The following is an 18,595-nucleotide window of genomic DNA, read 5'->3' as shown; positions in this document are numbered from 1 at the left end:
TGCGGACCGGCTCCCACCCAAGGAGGCTGCGGCAGTGCACGTACGAGTGGCGGTGATCGGGGCCGGTTTCGGCGGGCTCGGCGTGGCGGTGAAGCTGCGCCGCATGGGCGTCGAGGACTTCGTCGTCCTGGAGCGGGCGGGCGCGGTGGGCGGCACGTGGCGGGACAACACCTATCCCGGCTGCGCCTGCGACGTCCCCTCCCACCTGTACTCCTTCTCCTTCGCCCCGAACCCGCGCTGGCCGCGCAACTTCTCCGGGCAGCCGGACATCCGCGCGTACCTGGAACGGGTCGCCGACAGCGAGGGCCTGCGCCCGCACATCCGGCTGAACACCGAGCTGGAGTCGGCCCGCTGGGACGCCGACGAGCTGCGCTGGGTCCTGGAGACCAGCACCGGACCGCTCATCGCCGACGTGGTCGTCTCGGCCACCGGGTCGCTGTCCGAGCCGAAGATGCCCGACCTGCCGGGGCTCGACGGGTTTCCCGGGCACGTCTTCCACTCCGGCCGCTGGGACCACGGCCACGACCTGCGAGGCAAGCGCGTGGCTGTCGTGGGCACCGGCGCCTCCGCCATCCAGTTCGTACCGCGCATCGAGCGCGAGGTCGCCGAGTTGACCGTCTTCCAGCGCACGCCGCCGTGGGTGCTGCCGCGCGCCGACCGGAAGATCACCGGCGTCGAGCGGTGGCTGCACACCAGGCTGCCGTTCACCCGCACCGCCCGGCGCGGCCTGCTGTGGGGCATTCGCGAGATGCAAGTCAGCGCCTTCGCAAAGCACCCGAACGGGATGCGGGTGGTCGAGCAGGTCGCCCGCCTGCACCTGCGCCGCGCCGTCAGGGACCGCGACCTGCGCCGCCGCCTCACTCCCGACTACCGGATCGGCTGCAAACGGATCCTGCTGTCCAACGAGTGGTATCCCGCCCTCACCAGGCCGCACGTGAAGCTGGTCGACTCCGGTCTGCGCGAGGTGCGCGGTTCCACGCTGATCGCTGCCGACGGCCGCGAGACCGAGGTCGACACCATCATCTTCGGCACCGGCTTCCTCGCCACCGACATGCCGATCGCCCACCGCTTCAAGGGCGCCCGCGGCGCCACCCTCGCCGAGGAGTGGCGCGGCGGCATGGCGGCGCTGCGCGGCACGGCCGTCTCCGGCTTCCCCAACCTCCTGGTGATCACCGGGCCCAACACCGGCCTCGGCAACAGTTCGATGATCCTCATCATCGAGGCCCAGCTGAACTACCTCGCCGACTACCTGCGCACGCTCGACACCTCACGCGCGGCGGCCCTCGACCCGCGCCCCGAGGCCGTCACCGCCTGGAACGACCGGCTCCAGCGGCGGCTGGCCCGCTCGGTGTGGAACAGCGGCGGGTGCCAGAGCTGGTACCTGGACGCGGGCGGCCGCAACACCATCATCTGGCCGGGGACGACGCGCGAGTTCCGCCGCGTCACCAAGACGGTGGACCTCGGCGAGTACGAGGTGCTGCGCCGTGCCTGACGCCGAGACCGCCGCCACCGCGCCCGCCGTCGGCTCCGGCTTCGGCGCCGACACCGCCCCGCCCGTCCCGGCCCGGCGCGCCGCCGCCCGGCTGCCGCGCCGCACCGCGTACGCCCGCCCGGCCCGCGTCGGCCACATGACCCCCGTCGAGGCGCCCGGCCCGGTCGCCGACGTCCTGCGCGCACTCGCCAAGGAGCACCTGTGAGCCCCCTCAACCCCCTGCGCCGCGCCACGTCCCGGAGCCTGGAAGGGCAGGTCGTGGTCGTCACCGGCGCCGCCCGCGGCATCGGCGCCGCACTGGCCCGCGCCCTGTCCGTACGGGGCGCGCGGATCGCCCTGGTCGGCCTGGAGCCGGACGAGCTGAAGCGGGTCGCCGCCGGTCTGCCCGGCGAGGCGGCGCACTGGCACGCCGACGTGACCGACACCGCCGCGATGCGCGCCGTGGCCGCCGAGGTGACCACCCGGTTCGGGCGGGTGGACACCGTGGTGGCCAACGCCGGAGTGGGCACCGGCGGCCCGTTCGCCTCCTCGGACGAGGCCGTGTGGCGGCGGGTCGTCGAGATCAACCTCATCGGCTCGACGGTCACCTGCCGCGCGTTCCTGCCCGCCCTCACCGACAGCAAGGGCTACTACCTGCAAGTCGCCTCACTTGCCGCCATGACGCCCAATCCGACGATGTCCGCCTACTGCGCCTCCAAGTCCGGCGTCGAGGCGTTCGCGCACTGCCTGCGGCCGGAGGTGGCGCCGTACGGGGTGCGGGTCGGCGTGGCGTACCTGACCTGGACCGACACCGACATGGTGCGCGGCGGCGACGAGGACCCGCTGCTGGCCGAGATGCGGCAGCGGCTGCCGTGGCCGTTCCACCGCACGTATCCGCTCGCGCCCGCCGTCGAACGCCTCGCGGCCGGAATCGAGCGCCGCGCGCCGCACGTCTACGGCCAGCGCTGGCTGCCTGCCGTGGTGCCCGTGCGCGGCGTCGTGCCGCACGTCCTGGGCGGGCCGCTGGGCCGTCGGCAGATCCGCCGCTTCGCGCCGCGCCTGGCCGCCTTCCGGCCCGGCGGCCTGGCGGGCGCGGGCGGCAGCGCGGCCCTCGCCGAGCCGCCGGACCCGCGGGCGGGTACGGGCGCGGGGGTCGGTACGGGCACCGAGGTCGGTACGGGCGGGTAGGCGGCGGGCGGCGGCGCGGCCGTGGCCGGGACGGGCCGCCCGGTGGGCACCGACCGGTTCACGGGTTGTTGAACCTGACCTCGGGCGTCCGCGGCACCGGCCCGTCCAGCTCCGGCCGTGGCAGCTCGGGGCGTACGGCGGTCCTCCGGCGGACGCACGGCGGCGGCGGGGACATCCGCCGGGAGGCGCACGCGCGGCGGGACCGTGACGAGGACCACCGGGCCGGGGCCGGGGGCGCGGCCCGCGCGGGGCGGTAGCGTCCCCGCCATGGAGACCAGTCAGGCCGGGGCCCGGGCCCTGTGGCAGCGCACCGAACCGCTGCACGCGGTCGTCTACTTCGCCGAGCGCTGCGTGGGCCTCGGCCGGGCGATGGGTCTTAAGGGCTTCTGGATGGGCTACTTCGCCGTCCGTACGGCCCCCCTGGGCGCCGTCGGGCCCGGCGCCGCCACCGCCGTCCTGGGCGTCTTCGCCCCCGGCATGGTCGCCCGCGCGCTGCCCGCCTCCTGGGAGGTCGTCAGCCCGGCCGAGGTGCTGGACCACCGGGCGCGCGCGGCCGCCGCGTCGCTGCGCGAGCTGGACCCGGAGCTCGACGCGCGGGCGGCGGCGCTGGCCGGGCCGCTGGCGGCCATGGTCGAGCGGGCGCCGCTGGTCGGCCGCCCGCTGTTCGCCGCCAACCGGGAGGTGTGCGACCGGGCGGACCCGGTGGAGCGGCTGTGGCAGCTGACGACCGCGCTGCGGGAGTTCCGGGGCGACGCGCACGTGGCCGTGCTGGCCGACCACGGACTGGACGCCTGCGAGGCCCTGGTGCTGGCGGCGGCCGACGGCCGGGTGCCCGGCGGCTGGATGCGCGAGGCGCGCGGCTTCACCGAGGAGGAGTGGGCGGCCGCCGCCGACCGGCTCCGCTCGCGCGGCCTGGTGGACGCCGCCGGTACGGCCACCGCGCACGGCCGCGAGGAGCGGCAGCGGATCGAGGACGCCACCGACCGGCTGGCCGCGCCGCTGCTGCGCCCGCTGTCCGAGGCGGACGCGGACGCCCTGCTGGCGGCGCTGCTGCCGACCGTGGAACGGGTCACGGCCAGCGGGACGCTGCCCTTCCCGAACCCGATCGGCCTGCCGCGCCCGGTGTGAGGCCGCCGGGCCTGGCCCAGGGCCCGCCGCGCCCGGCGTTTTGTTGCCGCGACCAACCCATTTGTTACCGGGACCAAAATGCACCCCAGCCCCTACCCCCAAGTAGGAACCGTGGGGCACAGTCGGCGAACCGGTGCACACCTGCCCCGGTCTGCCACCCCCCCTGGAGTGAGTATGAGACGCGCACTGCCCACCGTCCCGGCCGGAGTCAGGGCGGCCGCGGCGCTTCCGATCGCCGCCGCGCTGGTCTTCGCCGGTCTCACCACCGGCCACGCCGCCGCCGGTACCGGTCCGGCGCCCGGGTCGGTGCCACCGGACGAGGACCCGTTCTACGCGGCACCGGCCGACATCGGCTCGTACGCGCCGGGCGCGGTCGTCGCCAGCAGGCCGATCACGCCGAAGGCCGGTCCTTCGGCCGACTCGGTCGAGGCGTGGCAGATCTCGTACCGGACCAACGACTCCCACGACCGGCCGGAGCTGGCCGTCACCACCCTGCTGGTGCCCAAGAAGGCGTGGACCGGGCCGGGCGCGCGGCCGGCCGTGTCGGCGCAGGCGGCCGAGGACTCCACCGGCACCCAGTGCGCACCCTCCTACGGACTCGCCTCCGGCAGCGGCTACGCGGCCACGGCCGGCATCTACACCACCTCGCTGCTGGACCGCGGGTGGGCCGTGGCGGTGCCCGACTTCGAGGGGCCCAAGTCGGTGTTCATGGGCGGCGTCCAGGCCGGGCACGCCGTGCTCGACGGCATCCGGGCGGTGAAGAACTTCGCCCCGGGCGGCATCGGCGCGGCCAGCCCCTGGGCGCTGAACGGCTACTCCGGCGGCGCCCAGGCCACCGGCTGGGCCGCCCAGCTCCAGCCGTCCTACGCCCCCGAGGTCACGCTCGCGGGCGCGGCCATGGGCGGCACCCCGGCCGACCCGGCGGCGGTGGCACGGTCGATCGACGGCGGTCTGTTCTCCGGCTTCGAGGCCGCCGCGTCGGTGAGCCTGAACGCCGAGTACCCCGAGGCCGGGATCGACGGCCTGCTCAACCCCGCGGGCAGGGAAGCGATGAACAAGGCGCGCGGCGCGTGCCTGCCGGACCTGCTGACCGGCTTCGCCTTCAAGAAGCTCTCCGACTACACCACCGTGAAGGACCCGCTGTCGGTGCCCTCGGTCGCGAAGGCGCTGAAGGAGAACACCCTGGGCGCCGCCGCTCCCGCGACACCGGTCTACACCTACCACGCGGTCACCGACGAGATCGTGCCCGTCGGGCAGGCCCACACCATGGTCCGCGCTTGGTGCGCCAAGGGCGCCACCGTGCGTTCCGACTGGGACCTGCTGGGCGAGCACTCGCTGGAGTACCTGGTCAGGCTGGGCAGCTCGCTGGACTTCCTGGCGGACCGCTTCGCCGGGAAGGCGCCCAAGAACAGCTGCTGACCCGACCGCCAGGCCGGCGCCCCGGCCGTCACGCGCCCGCGGCCGCCGCCGCGAGGTCGTCGTAGACCAGCAGCCCGTCCGCCCGGACCCGTACGCCCGGGGTCGGCCGGTGCGGGGTGAGGCGCCCGTCGTGCATGAGGTGCACGGCGGGCGTCTGGCACAGCAGCAGCGCCGCGTCGCCGGGCGCGGTGCGCACGTCGGCCACGGCCGCCACGCCCGCGCCGCGCAGCAGCTCCGCGAGGAGCTTCCCGCTCCACGGTGCCGTGCCCCACGTTTTGACCAGCCCGGCCTCGGCCATCTCCTCCTCGCCTTTCCGCGCCGGTGCCCCGACGCCCGAGGTGTCGCCACACTCATGTTGGCTGTGTGCATACGTACATCACGGTTGTCGGAGAGGAGATGTGACGTGTCGGTGACTCAGGTCGACATCGACGACGACGCGCTGGAGCGTGCCACGACCCTGGCCAGGGTCCGAACCACAAAGGAGGCGGTCAATCTGGCCCTCCGCTTCTATGTCGAGCAGCAGGAGCGCGCGACACGCATCAGCCGTCACTTCGAGCGTGCCCGTGAGTGGGGCGCCGTAGAGGACGCCGAACGGCTGCACCACGCGGAGAAGCACAGCCGGTGATCTACCTGCTCGGCACGTCCGGACTCGTGAGGACCCGCCCAGAACAGATTGCCACCCACAGCAACCTCCGACCGCTGAACACGCTCTTCCTCCTCGACCGGCCGCTCCGCCATGACCAGCCGAGCACCGGTCGGGCCGAAGCGGACCAGGTACGGGGAGGACTGACACCTTGTCAGGAGCAGGCAGGAGGAAGACCGGCGCGGCGGCGATGGCCGTCGCGTCGGTGGCGGCGCTGGCCGTCGGGGTGACCGGGGCGGACGGCGCCGGGGCCGCCGGTGGGCGGCCGGGCGGGCAGCGGGCGGCGGATGCGGGTCGTACGGTCACGCTCGTCACCGGTGACCGGGTGGAACTCGACGCCGAGGGCCGGGTGGAGCGCGTCACCCGGGGCGCGGGGCGGGAGAACATCCTGGTCCACGTCCAGCAGTACGGGGGCCACCAGCGCGTGATCCCCTCGGACGCGGCGGAACTCATCCGGCAGGGCCGCCTGGACGCGCGGCTGTTCGACGTGACGGCGCTGGTCGCGGACGGGTACGACGACCGGCACCAGGCGTCCACGCCGCTGATCGTCACCTACCCCGGCGGCGGCACCCCGGCGGCGCTGCGCGCGCCGGGGCTCACCGTGCGCCGGGAGCTGCCGGTCGTGCGCGGGCAGGCGGTCAGCGTGCGCAAGGACGGCGCGTCGGCCGCCTGGCGGGCGCTCGCGGACGGGCTGGCCCGGCAGGGATCCGGCAGGTCCGGGAGGTCCGGCGTCGCGAAGGTCTGGCTGGACGGGAAGGTACGGGCGAGCCTGGACCGCAGCGTTCCGCAGATCGGCGGGCCGGAGGCGTGGGCCGCCGGGTACACCGGCAAGGGTGTGAAGATCGCCGTCCTGGACACGGGCGTGGACCAGACGCACCCGGACCTGGCGGGCCGGGAGGTCGCGGAGCGGAACTTCAGCGACGCCGAGGACGCCGTGGACCGCGAAGGGCACGGCACGCACGTGGCGTCCACGGCGGCGGGCTCGGGCGCGAAGTCGGGCGGCCGGTACAAGGGCGTGGCCCCTGACGCGCAGATCATCGACGGCAAGGTGCTCGACGACGAGGGCGGAGGCACCACCTCGGGCGTGCTCGCGGGCATGGAGTGGGCCGTCGCCCAGGGCGCGAAGGTCGTCAACATGAGTCTGGGCAGCACCGACACCCCGGGGCTCGACCCGCTGGAGGAGGCGGTCGGCAGGCTGACGGCCGAGAAGGGCGTCCTGTTCGCGGTCGCGGCCGGCAACAACGGACCGCAGGCCGGGACGATCGATTCGCCCGGTAGCGCCGAGGCCGCGCTGACGGTGGGCGCGGTGGACAAGGAGGACCGGCTCGCGAGGTTCTCCAGCGCCGGGCTGACGGAGGGTCACACGCTCAAGCCCGACGTGACCGCGCCGGGCGTGGACATCACCGCCGCGCGGGCCGCCGAGAGCACTCCCCAGCGTCCCGCGGGGCCCGGCTACGCCACCCTGTCGGGCACGTCGATGGCCACGCCGCACGCGGCGGGCGCCGCGGCGCTGCTCGCCCAGCAGCACCCCGACTGGATGGGCACCCGGATCAAGCAGGCGCTGGCCTCGTCCGCCGCGCAGGTCGCCGGGGCGAGCGCGTACCAGCAGGGCACCGGGCGCATCGACCTGAAGGCGGCGATCACGCAGCGGGTGGCGAGCGAGCGGACCTCCGTCGGCTTCGGCCTCCAGCAGTGGCCGCACGCCGACGACCGGCCGAAGACCGAGCAGGTCGCCTACCGCAACGACGGCGACCGCCCGGTGACCCTCGACCTGGCGGTGCAGGCCACCGGCCCGGACGGCAGGCCCGCCCCCGAGGGCGCGTTCACCGTCGGCTCCCGGAAGCTGACCGTTCCCGCGGGCGGCACCGCCACGGCCGACCTGACCGCCGACACGCGCGTGGGCGACCAGGACGGGGTGTACTCCGGCACCCTGGTCGCCACCGCGGAGGGCGGCGGCACCACCACCGTCCGGACCGCCTTCGCCGTGGAGCGGGAGGCCGAGGCGTACGACGTGAAGCTGACCGCCCGGGACGCCACCGGTGCGCCGGGCGCCGTCGAGGGCCGCCTGATCCCCATGGACCGCGACCCCGACGACGCCGCGCAGGTCGCCGGGGACGGTTCGGCCACGGTCCGGCTGCCCAAGGGCACGTACGCCTTCGAGGCCATGGTCCGCACGCCCGGGGAGGGCGGTGAGGATCGGTGGGCGCTGTTCGTCCACCCCGACCTGACCGTGGACAAGGACACCGCGCTCACCCTGGACGCCCGCGAGGCCGAGCCGGTCGAGGTGACGCCGCCCGACGCACGGGCCGCCCTCGTCGGAGGGGCGGTGGGCTGGTCGACCGCCACCGAGGCCGGCGAGAAGGTCAGCAACTTCTACGACCTGGTCGAGGACCGCCGCTTGGCGACCCGGAGCCTCGGCTCGGTGTCCGGCCGCGGCGGACGCACGGGGCAGCGGGGGCAACGGGAGTTCCTGGCGTTCGTCGACGGCAGGTGGACCGCGGCCGACCCGGCCGACCGCACCGACTACCACGCGTACTACCAGCGGCGCGGCTCGTTCTACACGGGCTTCAGGCACCGGATGACCCGGAAGGAACTCGCCCGGCTCGACGTCACCGTGGGGGCGCCGGCCACCGGGAAACTGGCATCCGTGCGGGTGGGCTGGCGCAACGGCTACACGGGCGGGGGCTACCGGGACGTGGAGATCGATCCGCCCGGCAGCGCGCACCAGTACGTCACGACCGGCCCCGGGGCCAGCTGGCACGTCGACTCCTTCCAGCTCGGTCCCGAGGACGAGGAGGGTGTGCGGAAGGTCGAGATGAAGCAGTTGGGCCCGTTGCGCTCGTACCAGCCGGGCAGGACCTACCCGATGACCTTCAACGTGGGCGTGTTCGGCCCGGACGCCGACCCGGCGAACAGCGCCATCACCCGCTCGGGCGACGCGTTGGACTACCGGATCTCGTTGTTCAGCGACAGCGGCGACAACTACGCCATCATCGGGTGGCCGCTGGCCCAGCGGACCGTCCTCACCGTCGACGGCAAGGTCGTCGCCGACGAGGACAGCCCCCCGAAGGGCGAGGTGGCCGGGCTGCCGCCCGGACGGGCGGCGTACACGCTCAGCGCGGAAGTCACGCGGGACAGCGCCACGTCGCTGGTGAGCACGCGGATCGCGGCCGACTGGTCGTTCACCTCCGAGCGGCCCGCCGAGGGCGAGCGGGTCACGCTGCCGATCTCGGCGGTGCGCTACCGGCCGGAGCTGTCGCTGACCAGCACCGCGAAGGCGGGGGCGGCGTTCATCGTGCCGGTGGAGGTGCGGGGCGCGGCGGCCGGGCGGAACCTGAAGTCGCTGGCCGTGGAGGTGTCGTACGACGGCGGGAAGACGTGGGCCAAGGCCCCCGTGACGACGGTCGGCGGCAGGCCCGCGCTGCGCCTTCAGCACCCGGCGGACGCGGCCTCGGTGTCGTTCCGCAGCACGGTGACGGACAAGCAGGGCAACACCCAGCACCAGACGATCGAGAACGCCTACCGGCTCGTGCCGTAAAGGCCGTTCGGCGGCGCCGTCCGCGTCCGGGTCCACCCGGCGCGGGCGGCGCCGTCGCCGTTCATACAAGCTGTTCGGCAAGCCGTCCGGTCTAGCCGACGCCCAGCAGCGCGGACGTGACCGGGTGCTCCGGCGCGGTGAAGATCCGCCGCGTCGGGCCGTGTTCGGCGGTGCGGCCCTCGGCGAGCACCAGCAGCGTGTCCGTACGGTCGGCCATCAGCCGCAGGTCGTGGCTGACCAGCACCAGCGCCAGGCCGCGCCGGGCGCGCAGGCCGTCGAGCACGTCCATCACCGACGCGGCCGTGTCGGCGTCGAGCGCGGAGGTCACCTCGTCGCACACCAGCACGTCCGGGTCGGCGGCCAGGGCGCGGGCGATGGCGGCGCGCTGGCGCTGGCCGCCGGACAGCTCGTGCGGGTAGCGGTCGGCGAAGTCGGCGGGCAGGCCGACCTGGTCGAGGAGTTCCAGCACCCGCTCGGCGGCCTGCTCGGGACCGGCGGCGCGGCGGTGCAGCACCAGCGGGCGGCGCAGCGCGGCCCCGACCGTCCGGCTCGGGTTGAGCGTGCCCAGCGGGTCCTGCGGTACGAGCTGGACGCGGCGGCGCTGCTCGCGGGTGCGGCGGGCGGCGGCCGGATGGAGCCGGTCGCCGTCGAGCGTCACCGTGCCGCCCGTGGCACGGTGCAGGCCGACCACCGTGCGCATCAGCGTCGTCTTGCCGGAGCCGGACGCGCCGACCACGCCCACCGCCGCGCCCGCGTGCACGGTCAGGTCCACGCCGTGCAGCACGGGCACGCGCCGCCCGCGCCGTACGTACGCGGCCCGCACGCCGGTCGCCGTCAGCACCGGCGGGCCTTGCACGGAGCTGGTCTTCTCCGGGGGCACGGGCCGGGCGGCGGTCCGGACGCGGGGCCGCAGCTCGACCACCTCGTCGGCGAGCCGGGCGACGAGGTCGGCGTCGTGGCAGGACAGGGCCACGGCCAGCCGGTGGCGGCCCGCCAGGTGGCGCAGCAGCTCGCCGATCTCGTCGCGCAGCCGCGCGTCCAGCCCGGCCGTCGGCTCGTCCAGCAGCAGAACGGCCGGGCGGCGGGCCAGCGCGCGGGCCAGGGCCACCCGCCGCTGCTGGCCGCCGGACAGCGCCCGCGGGCGGCGGTCGGCCAGCTCGGCGGGCAGCCGCACCTCGGCGAGCAGGGCGGGCACGGTGTCCGGGCCGCGCTCGGCGGCCAGTTCGGTGACCAGGCGGGTGACGGTCATGCGCGGGTTGAGGCCGGAGGCCGGGTCCTGGCCGACGTACGCCAGGCGGCGCCGCCGCAGGGCCCGCAGCTCGGCCTCGGGCAGCGCGAACGGGTCGCCGCCGAGCACGTCCACGGTGCCCGCCGTGCGCGCGGCGCCCGGCGGCAGCGCCCCGGCCACGGCCCGCAGCAGCGTCGTCTTGCCGCAGCCGGACGGGCCGGTGAGCGCGACGACGCGGCCCGCGCGCACGGTCAGGTCGCCGTCCGCCAGCAGCCTGCGGCCGTCCGGGCCGGTGACGGTGAGCCCTTCGACGCGTACGGCCGTCTCGCCGGCTGCCAGGCCGCTGCCGGAGGTCTCGCTGCCGGAGGTCCCGCTGGGGGAGGACCAGGTCGGGGAGTGGTTCACAGGGAGGTCACCGCCTTGCGGCCGGCGGCCGGGACGAGCGCGGCGGCGGCCAGGTTGACGCTCATGGCCAGCAGGCCGATGGCGATGCCGGGGGCCAGCACGGCCCACGGGTTGAGGAGGATGCCGCCCTGGTTCTCGCGGATCATCAGGGCCCAGTCGGCGGCCGGCGGCTGCGGCCCCACCTGGAGGAACCCGGCCGTCGCCACCACGTACACGGCGGCGACGAAGCGCAGGCCGAACAGGGCGAGCAGGGTGGCCCGCAGGTTCGGCAGCACCTCCCGGACGACCAGGTACCACAGCCGCTCGCCGCCGACCGCCGCCGCTTCCAGGTATCCCGAGGCCACCACCGGCGCCGCCGCGGCGGCCACCAGGCGCACCGCGTACGGCACGCCCAGGACGGTGGCCGCGGCGACCAGCGCCACCCGCCCGCCGTCCGGCCAGGACAGGGTGATCAGCAGAATGCCGAGCACGGCGGGCAGCAGCATCAGCACGTCCGCGGCCCGGTCGATGACCCGGCCGACGCCGGGCCGCAGCGCGGCCACCGTGCCCAGTACGGCCGCGATGCCGGTGACCAGGGCGGTGACCAGCAGCGAGGTGGCGATCAGGTCCCGGCCCCCGGCGAGCAGCCGGGTGAGCACGTCGCGGCCGAGCTGGTCGCCGCCCAGCGGCGCGCCGCCGCCGGGCTCGGCGTACGGCGCGGCGACCGGCGCGTCCACGGCGTGCGGCGCCAGCCACGGGCCGACGACCGCGAGGAGGACCAGCAGCAGGGCGGGCAGGGTGCGCGGCAGTACGCCCCGGCGGGTACGGGCCGCGGGGCCCCCGGCACCTCGGAGGCGGCCCCGGCGCAGGGGGTTGCGGATGGCGGTCACAGGCTCCCTCCGGACTCCCGGGCCCGTACCAGGTCGGCCAGCAGCAGCACGCCGGTGATGACCGCGCCGGTCACGGCGACGACGCCCGCGATGACGGGGCTGTCCCGGTCGGCGACGGCCCCGGCGAGCACGGACCCGATGCCGGGGTAGTTGAAGATGGTCTCCACCACGACGGCGCCGCCCAGCAGCATGCCCGTCGAGGTGGCGACCCCGGCCGCGATGGCGGGCGCGGCGCCCGGCAGCACGTGGTGGACCAGCACGCGGCGGCGCGGCAGGCCGTCCAGCACGGCGGTCTCCACGTGCGGGGCCCTGGCCTCGTCGGCGAGCGCGGCCCGCACGATGCGGGTGTTCCAGCCGATCTGCGGCACGGCGAGCGCGACGACGGGCAGCACGAGCATGCGCCAGGACGCCGGATAGCCGTCGCCGTCGGTCAGCGTCACGGCGGGCAGCCAGTCCAGCCACTGGGCGAAGACCAGCACCAGCGCGACCGCGACGATGAACTCCGGCAGCGCCAGCACGCCGGTCGCCGCCCCCGACACCGTACGGTCCACCGCGCCGCCCGGCCGCAGCGCCGCCCAGCCGCCGAGGGCGACCGAGACGGTGAGGGTGAGCAGCAGGGCGAGGCCGCCGAGCATGAGCGTGTTGGGGAACGGGCGGTCCAGCAGGCCGGAGATGGACTCGCCGCGCGCGGAGGTGCCCAGGTCGCCGGTGGGCAGGCCGGTCATCCAGTCCCAGAACCGCTCCGGCACCGGCCGGTCCAGGCCCAGCAGCTCGCGGCGGTGCGCCAGGTCGGCGGCGCTCTCGCCGCGCTCGGAGGTGGCGCTGGCCGCGTCGCCGGGCAGCAGCTCGACGGCCAGGAACACGGCGGCCAGCAGGACGGCGAGCAGCAGGGCCCGGCGGGCCAGCAGCCCGGCGAGCCGCAGGGCGGCGCGGGCGGCCCGGGACGTACGGGCGGCTGCGCCGGTACGTCCCGCGCCGCCTGCCGCCGCGCCGCCGGTCAGCGGTTCAGCCATGCGCTCTGGAGCTGAACGCGTCCGTAGCCGGGCAGGGTGGGCAGGCCGCGCACGGCGGGCCCGGCCAGGTCGATGCCGTCGGCCATGCCCCACAGCACGTAGCCGGACTCCTCGTGCTCGACGCGCTGCACCTCGTGCAGCAGCTTCGCGCGCTCGGCCGGGTCCCTGGTGGCCATGGCCTTGCGGTACGCGGCGTCGAAGGCGGCGTTCTTCCAGCCCGCCTCGTTGGTGGCCGAGTCGGAGACCATGGTCTTGCTCGCGAAGAAGACCACGGAGTCGTTGGTGCCCCAGTACGTGGTGTACAGGTCGCCCTTGAGCCAGGTCTTGTCCCAGAAGGTCGCGGACTCCTGCTTGACCACCTTCACCTTGACCCCGGCCTCGCGGACCTGGGTGGCGAACAGGGTCGCCGACTCGGCGAGCCCGGCGATGTCCTCGGTGGTCAGCAGCTCGTACGTCTTCGACAGGTCGAACTTCGCCTCCTTCAGCAGCTCCCGCGCGCGGGCCAGGTCGCGGGCGCGCTGCGGGACGTCCCTGGCGTACGCGGGGTCGCCGGTGCCGAGGATGTCGTTGGCGACGGTGCCGTAGCCGGACAGCACCTGCGTGACCATGGCCTTGCGGTCCACGGCCAGCCGCAGCGCCTCGCGCACGCGCGGGTCGGCGAACGGGCTGCCGTCGGCGGTGCGCAACACGATCGGCATGGCCATGTCGTTGGGCCGGCGGACGACCTGGATGTCCTTGCGCCTGGCGGCCGTACGGGCGGCCACGGCGCCGACGTTGGAGGCCACGTCGATCTGCCCGGCGAGCAGGGCGTTGGCCATGGCCTGCGGGCTCTCGAAGATCTTGACCTCGATGGCGTCGAGCGGCACCTCGCCGCCGTACCAGGCGTCGTTGCGTACGAGCCGGGCGTTGCCGCCGCGGAACCAGTCGAGCTTGAACGGGCCGGTGCCCGGCGCCCCGGCGATGTCCTTGTCCTTGGTGCCGTTCTTGACCACGAAGGTGGTGAGGCGGGTGAGCAGCGGCAGTTCGGCGTTGGGGTAGTCGGAGACGAGGACCACCGTGCCGGTGCCGTCGGCGGTGATGTTCTCGGCCTTGATGCCCGGCAGGCGGGACGCGCCGGAGGGGGTGCCGCGCAGCCTGCGCAGCGAGTAGACCACGTCCTCGGCGGTGACCGGGCTGCCGTCGTGGAACTTCGCTCCCTCGGCGAGGGTGAACCGCCACGTCTTCAGGTCGTCGGAGGACTCCCACTTGGCGGCCAGGCGCGGCACGGTGTTCGGCTTGGTGCCGGGCACGGTGAGGGTGTCGTAGACGAGCGAGAGGATCAGGTAGTCGCTCTCGTTGGCCTGCGTGCCGTGCGGATCGCGGGTCACGGCCGAGGCGCGGCCGAGGGCTCCGACGGTGAGGGTGCCGCCGCGCTTGGGCTTGGCGGTGGCGTCCGCGGAGGCTCCGGAGGTGCCTGCGGAGTCGTCGCCACCGCACGCGGCGACCAGTGCCGCCGCGCCCAGGCCGCCGGCCGCTCCCAGCAGTTGCCGTCTGTTCAGAGTCACGCGTCGTCCTCGTAGGTAGGGCTGAAAATCATTGCAAGATGGGGATTACTTAGGTGTGCCTACCCTAAAAGTCGTCGACAGGACAACCCCTGGCTCGGTTCCCGGGGCGCAATGTCCAGAAGTGGTCAACTCGCCCTTATGGATGGCCTCATGTACTCAGCGGTGGATGAAAAGACGCGGGACGGCGGTACGTAGGGGTAAGGGTTGCCTCACCTAAATCAGACTGCTACGTTCCCGGCGGCTGCTGACGCTGCCACACCCGCACGGCCACCGGTCCCCCCGGCAGGTGGTCTCTTTCAGCCATGCCCTCTGGCATGTCCCGCCCCGATTTCCCCTACCTGGAAACGGTGACACACCCATGCCCACGGGACCCGCACCCGTCCGCGAACTCGACGCCGCCACGATCGCCGAACTCACCGAAGCCGCCCGGCGGATCCTCCGCGAGACCCGGCCCGGGACACCGGCCGACGCGGTGTCAGGCGCGTCACGTCCCCCGGCGCGGAGCGGCGAACCGGGCACCGGCACCGACGGTCCGGGCTCCGGCACCGACCCGGTGGACCGGCGCGTGCTCGACCGCGTCGCGCGGGAGGCCGCCCGGCTGAGCGAGCGGACCCGCCACCACTGCCGACCCGTCGACACCGCCGACGGCCTGTTCGTCCTGCGCGGCTTGCCCCTGGACGACGCCGACATCGGCCCCACGCCGCTGAGCTGGGCGACCGTCGGCGACCAGGCCGCGGAGTGGGACGTGACGCTGCTGCTGCTCGCCACCGCGATGGGCAACCCGATCGCGTGGGAGGGCCAGCAGGACGGCCGGTTCGTGCACAACATCGTGCCCAGCCCCGGCCACGAGCACGAGCAGACCGGCGCCAGCAGCGCCACCCTGCTCAGCCCGCACACCGAGGACGCCTTCCACCCCGGCCGGGCCCACCTGCTGATGCTCGCCTGCATGCGCAACCACGACCGGATCGCCACCACCGCCGCCAGCGTCCGCAAGGCCCGACTCGCCGCGGACGACGTCGAACTGCTGTCCCGGCCGACCCTGCCGATCCTGCCCGACGACGCGTACACCGAGGCCCAGGGCTTCACGGGCGCGGCGCCGCCGAAGGTGCCCGCCCTGTGCCAGACCCCGGACGGCCCCACCCTGCGCTATGACCCCGCCTACACGCCGCTCGACGACGCCGACCCCGCCTACCGGGCGGCCTACGACCGGCTGTCGGACGAGCTGGCCCGCGTCTCGGTGGCCGTCAGCCTGGAGCCGGGCGACGTGCTGGTGGTGGACAACGACCTGGTGGTGCACGGCCGCGTGCCCTTCCAGGCCCGCTACGACGGCACCGACCGGTGGCTCAAGCGCGCCTCCGTGCGCGTCCCGGACCGCCGCACCCGCCCCGAGGCGGAGAAGGCCGAACACGGCTACGGGCAGGCGGCGATCGAGGCGTACGCGTGAGCGGCGACCGCCCGGAGGCGGGCCGGGACGGCGTGAGAGTGATCACAGGCCGTACGGGCGCGCCCTCCGGCCTGACGCGTCCCGACCGCACGAATCCCGGCCGTACGGAAACCGACCCGCCGACCGCCGACGGAACGGCCGCCGACCGCGCCGACCGCGCCGACCGCGTGAAAGGAACCCCGATGCCCGAGAGCGTCCCCGCGCCCGACGACACCAGCCTGCGCGTACTGAGCACCACGGACCTGGCCGGGCTCGACATCGCGCTGCCGGACGTGGTCGACGTGGTCGAGCAGGCCTACCGCACCCTGGCCGCCGGGCAGTCGGCCAACCCCCGCAAGCTGACGGTCAAGCCCGACGACGGCCACTCGGTCGCGTACGCCATGCTGGGCCGCGACGGCACGCGCGAGGTCGTCGCCATCAAGACCTCCTACAAGCACGGCCTGCACGAAAGCCGGACCGAGCAGCACTACTACACCTCGCTCACCCTCTACGACGACGTGACCGGCCTGCCCATCGCGATGATGGACTGCGGCCGCGTCGGCTCGCTGCGCACCCCGGCCGTCTCCGCGCTGCTCGCCCGCGAACTGGCCGCGCCCGGCGCCCGCTCCGCCCTCGTCATCGGCACCGGCACGCAGGGGCGGCTCGCGCTGCCGTTCCTGCTGACCACGCTGCCGGACCTGGACCGGCTGACGCTCTTCGGCACCCATCCCGAGGGCATAGCCGCGGTGCGGGAGCAGCTGGCGCGCTACGCGCCGGACCGGGAGGTGGAGGTCGTCACCGACCTGAAGGCCGCGGCCGCCGACGCGGACGTGATCGTCGCCACGTCCGGCGCGCACACCCCGGCCGCCGTGGAGGCCGACTGGCTGCGGCCCGGCGCGGTGTCCGTGCTCGTCGGCCACGGGCTCGCGCCGTCCACGCTGCACGACGCGGACCGGGTGGTGGCCACCAGCGCGGCGCAGATGGCGGTCACCGGCACCGACATGGCCGACGCCGAGGGCGACCTGCCGGAGGTGGACGCCGAGTTCCCCGAGGTGCTGGCCGGGCGCGCGCCCGGGCGGCGCTCGCCGGAAGAGCGGATCTTCGCGTACAACAGCGGGCTGGTCGTCACGGACATCGCGCTCGGCCACCGCTTCGCGCAGCTGGCCCTGGCGCAGGGCCTGGGAACGCGGGTGCCGCTGTGGCAGTGACCGCCTCCGACGCCCCGGGTGCCTCCGCCGCATCGGGTGCCTCCGCCGCATCGGGGGCCTCCGACGCGGCGGCCGCGGCCCGTACCGCCGTCCCGCGGCTGCCCGCGTACCCCGACCCCGAACTGGACGCCGTCCTGGGCGGCCGACTGCCGCACGACCTCGCGTACGCCCTCGGCGGCCCGTACCACCTGCTGCTGCCCGGCCGCTTCGACGCCAACGTCGCGGCCTTCCGCGCGGCCTTCGCCGAGGCGGGCGTGGACGGCAGGGTCTACTACGCGAAGAAGGCCAACAAGGCCGCCGTGTGGATCGAGCGGTGCGCCGCCCACGGCATCGGCACCGACGTGGCCAGCCTCGGCGAGCTGCGGGAGGCGCTGGGGCACGGCGTGCGCGGCGAGGACACCGTCGTCACCGGCCCGGCCAAGTCCGACGACCTGCTGCGCGTGGCCGTCCTCCAGGGCTGCCTGGTCGCCGTGGACGCGCTGGACGAGCTGGAGCGGATCACCGCCACCGCGCGCGCCACCGGCCGCACCGCGCGCGTGCTGCTGCGCCGCCTGCCGCCGGAGCAGCCGCACAGCCGCTTCGGCCTGACCGGCGGCGAACTCGGCACGGCCCTGGACCGGTGCCGCGCGGACGACGGCGCCGTACGCGTGGAGGGCTTCTCCTTCCACCTGTCCGGCTACGCCGTGCAGCCCCGCGCCGACCTGGCGGGCGAACTGGTCGAACTGTGCCGCACGGCCCGCGCCATGGGCCTGTCCGCCGACCGGATCAGCATCGGCGGCGGTTTCGCCGTGGACTACGTGGCGGCCGGTGACTGGGCGCGTTTCCTGGAAGCCCATGACCCTGCGGACTACCACGCTCGCAAGTCCTTCAACGTGGGCGACTTCTACCCGTACCACTCGCCGGTCGCGGGCGCCGACGCGCTGCGGGCCGTCCTGGCCGCCCGGCCCGGCGGCACCGGCGCCCCGCTGGCCGACCGGCTGCGCGCGGCCGGGGTGACGCTGCTGGTGGAGCCAGGCCGGGCGCTGCTGGACCGGGCCGGTTGCACGGTGTTCCGTGTGCAAGGCGTGAAGGAGCGCGGCACGCCCGCCGGGACCGGCTACGGCATCCTCACCGTGGACGGCACCAGCCTGAGCCTGTCCGAGCAGTGGTTCAACAGCGAGTACCTGCCCGACCCGGTGCTCCTGCCCGCCGCCGACCGCCCAACCGACCGCGCGGCCGATCGCCCCGCCGACGGCCGTACCCCTGCCGACGACCCAGCAGACGATCCCGCCGGAACGCCCTTCCGCGCCTGCGTCGGCGGCGCCAGCTGCCTGGAGTCGGACCTGCTGACCTGGCGCAAGATCGCGTTCCCGGTCCGTCCGGCCCCCGGCGACCTGCTGGTCTACCCCAACACGGCCGGATACCAGATGGACTCCAACGAATCGCCCTTCCACGACCTGCCGCTGCCGCCCAAGGTCGTCATCGAGACCACGGGCGAGCAGCCCCGCTGGCGCCTCGACCGCCGTCCGCCCTCGTGAC

At 75.1% G+C, this 18,595-nt stretch carries 14 protein-coding genes and 1 pseudogene; 10 read left to right on the top strand and 5 right to left on the bottom strand.

Going from position 1 to position 18,595, the window contains the following annotated elements; all coding sequences use genetic code 11:
* Window positions 1–34 precede the first annotated feature (34 nt).
* From RKE29_RS00330 to RKE29_RS00310, 5 genes are all read left to right on the top strand, one after another.
* Window positions 35–1,492, top strand: coding sequence for an NAD(P)/FAD-dependent oxidoreductase (locus RKE29_RS00330; protein WP_312002885.1), 1,458 nt, complete (start codon window positions 35–37; stop codon window positions 1,490–1,492).
* On the top strand, window positions 1,485–1,697 hold the full coding sequence (locus RKE29_RS00325) for a hypothetical protein (protein ID WP_312002884.1): 213 nt from the start codon (window positions 1,485–1,487) through the stop codon (window positions 1,695–1,697). The genes RKE29_RS00330 and RKE29_RS00325 overlap by 8 nt, the downstream gene beginning before the upstream one ends.
* Entirely contained in the window at window positions 1,694–2,659 is a 966-nt protein-coding gene (locus tag RKE29_RS00320; RefSeq protein WP_312002883.1) for an SDR family oxidoreductase, read from the top strand. The genes RKE29_RS00325 and RKE29_RS00320 overlap by 4 nt, the downstream gene beginning before the upstream one ends.
* Before the next feature lie 267 nt (window positions 2,660–2,926).
* Window positions 2,927–3,787, top strand: a complete 861-nt coding sequence (locus RKE29_RS00315; RefSeq protein ID WP_312002882.1) for a hypothetical protein — start codon at window positions 2,927–2,929, stop codon at window positions 3,785–3,787.
* Window positions 3,788–3,961: 174 nt separating this feature from the next.
* Window positions 3,962–5,206, top strand: a complete 1,245-nt coding sequence (locus RKE29_RS00310; RefSeq protein ID WP_312002881.1) for a lipase family protein — start codon at window positions 3,962–3,964, stop codon at window positions 5,204–5,206.
* A gap of 28 nt (window positions 5,207–5,234) precedes the next feature.
* On the opposite strand, the pseudogene RKE29_RS00305 reads toward RKE29_RS00310, so the two are convergent.
* Window positions 5,235–5,351 (bottom strand): annotated as a pseudogene (locus RKE29_RS00305) (DNA repair protein); the annotation flags it as partial.
* A gap of 258 nt (window positions 5,352–5,609) precedes the next feature.
* Between RKE29_RS00305 and RKE29_RS00300 the strand changes: the two are divergent.
* Both RKE29_RS00300 and RKE29_RS00295 read left to right on the top strand, forming a co-directional pair.
* The gene (locus RKE29_RS00300) at window positions 5,610–5,831 is read left to right on the top strand and encodes a type II toxin-antitoxin system VapB family antitoxin (protein ID WP_312002880.1); all 222 of its coding nucleotides are present in this window, start codon (window positions 5,610–5,612) and stop codon (window positions 5,829–5,831) included.
* Window positions 5,832–6,000: 169 nt separating this feature from the next.
* The gene (locus tag RKE29_RS00295) at window positions 6,001–9,387 is read left to right on the top strand and encodes a S8 family serine peptidase (protein WP_312002879.1); all 3,387 of its coding nucleotides are present in this window, start codon (window positions 6,001–6,003) and stop codon (window positions 9,385–9,387) included.
* Window positions 9,388–9,478: 91 nt separating this feature from the next.
* Here RKE29_RS00295 and RKE29_RS00290 read toward each other — a convergent pair whose 3' ends face one another.
* From RKE29_RS00290 to RKE29_RS00275, 4 genes are all read right to left on the bottom strand, one after another.
* Entirely contained in the window at window positions 9,479–11,020 is a 1,542-nt protein-coding gene (locus tag RKE29_RS00290; protein ID WP_312002878.1) for an ATP-binding cassette domain-containing protein, read from the bottom strand.
* Window positions 11,017–11,808 (bottom strand): ABC transporter permease subunit, encoded by a 792-nt coding sequence (locus RKE29_RS00285; RefSeq protein ID WP_312002909.1) that lies wholly within the window; start codon window positions 11,806–11,808, stop codon window positions 11,017–11,019. The genes RKE29_RS00290 and RKE29_RS00285 overlap by 4 nt, the downstream gene beginning before the upstream one ends.
* A 77-nt stretch (window positions 11,809–11,885) precedes the next feature.
* A complete protein-coding gene (locus RKE29_RS00280; RefSeq protein ID WP_312002877.1) occupies window positions 11,886–12,902 on the bottom strand; it encodes an ABC transporter permease in 1,017 nt (338 codons plus the stop codon).
* Window positions 12,887–14,446: an ABC transporter substrate-binding protein gene (locus RKE29_RS00275; protein WP_312002876.1), complete on the bottom strand. Its 1,560-nt coding sequence runs from the start codon at window positions 14,444–14,446 to the stop codon at window positions 12,887–12,889. Before RKE29_RS00275 ends, RKE29_RS00280 begins: the two co-directional genes overlap by 16 nt.
* Before the next feature lie 358 nt (window positions 14,447–14,804).
* Here RKE29_RS00275 and RKE29_RS00270 point away from each other — a divergent pair, with 358 nt between their 5' ends.
* From RKE29_RS00270 to RKE29_RS00260, 3 genes are all read left to right on the top strand, one after another.
* Window positions 14,805–15,890 (top strand): TauD/TfdA family dioxygenase, encoded by a 1,086-nt coding sequence (locus RKE29_RS00270; protein WP_312002875.1) that lies wholly within the window; start codon window positions 14,805–14,807, stop codon window positions 15,888–15,890.
* 182 nt (window positions 15,891–16,072) lie between these two features.
* Window positions 16,073–17,077 (top strand): ornithine cyclodeaminase family protein, encoded by a 1,005-nt coding sequence (locus RKE29_RS00265; protein WP_312002874.1) that lies wholly within the window; start codon window positions 16,073–16,075, stop codon window positions 17,075–17,077.
* Between the two features lie 98 nt (window positions 17,078–17,175).
* Window positions 17,176–18,594 (top strand): alanine racemase, encoded by a 1,419-nt coding sequence (locus RKE29_RS00260; RefSeq protein WP_312002908.1) that lies wholly within the window; start codon window positions 17,176–17,178, stop codon window positions 18,592–18,594.
* Window position 18,595: the final 1 nt, after the last annotated feature.

The organism is Streptomyces sp. B1866 (assembly GCF_031932565.1).
GTDB lineage: Bacteria > Actinomycetota > Actinomycetes > Streptomycetales > Streptomycetaceae > Streptomyces.
Note: the sequence above shows the minus strand (reverse complement) of the source record. Positions and strands in the feature narration are given on the sequence as shown.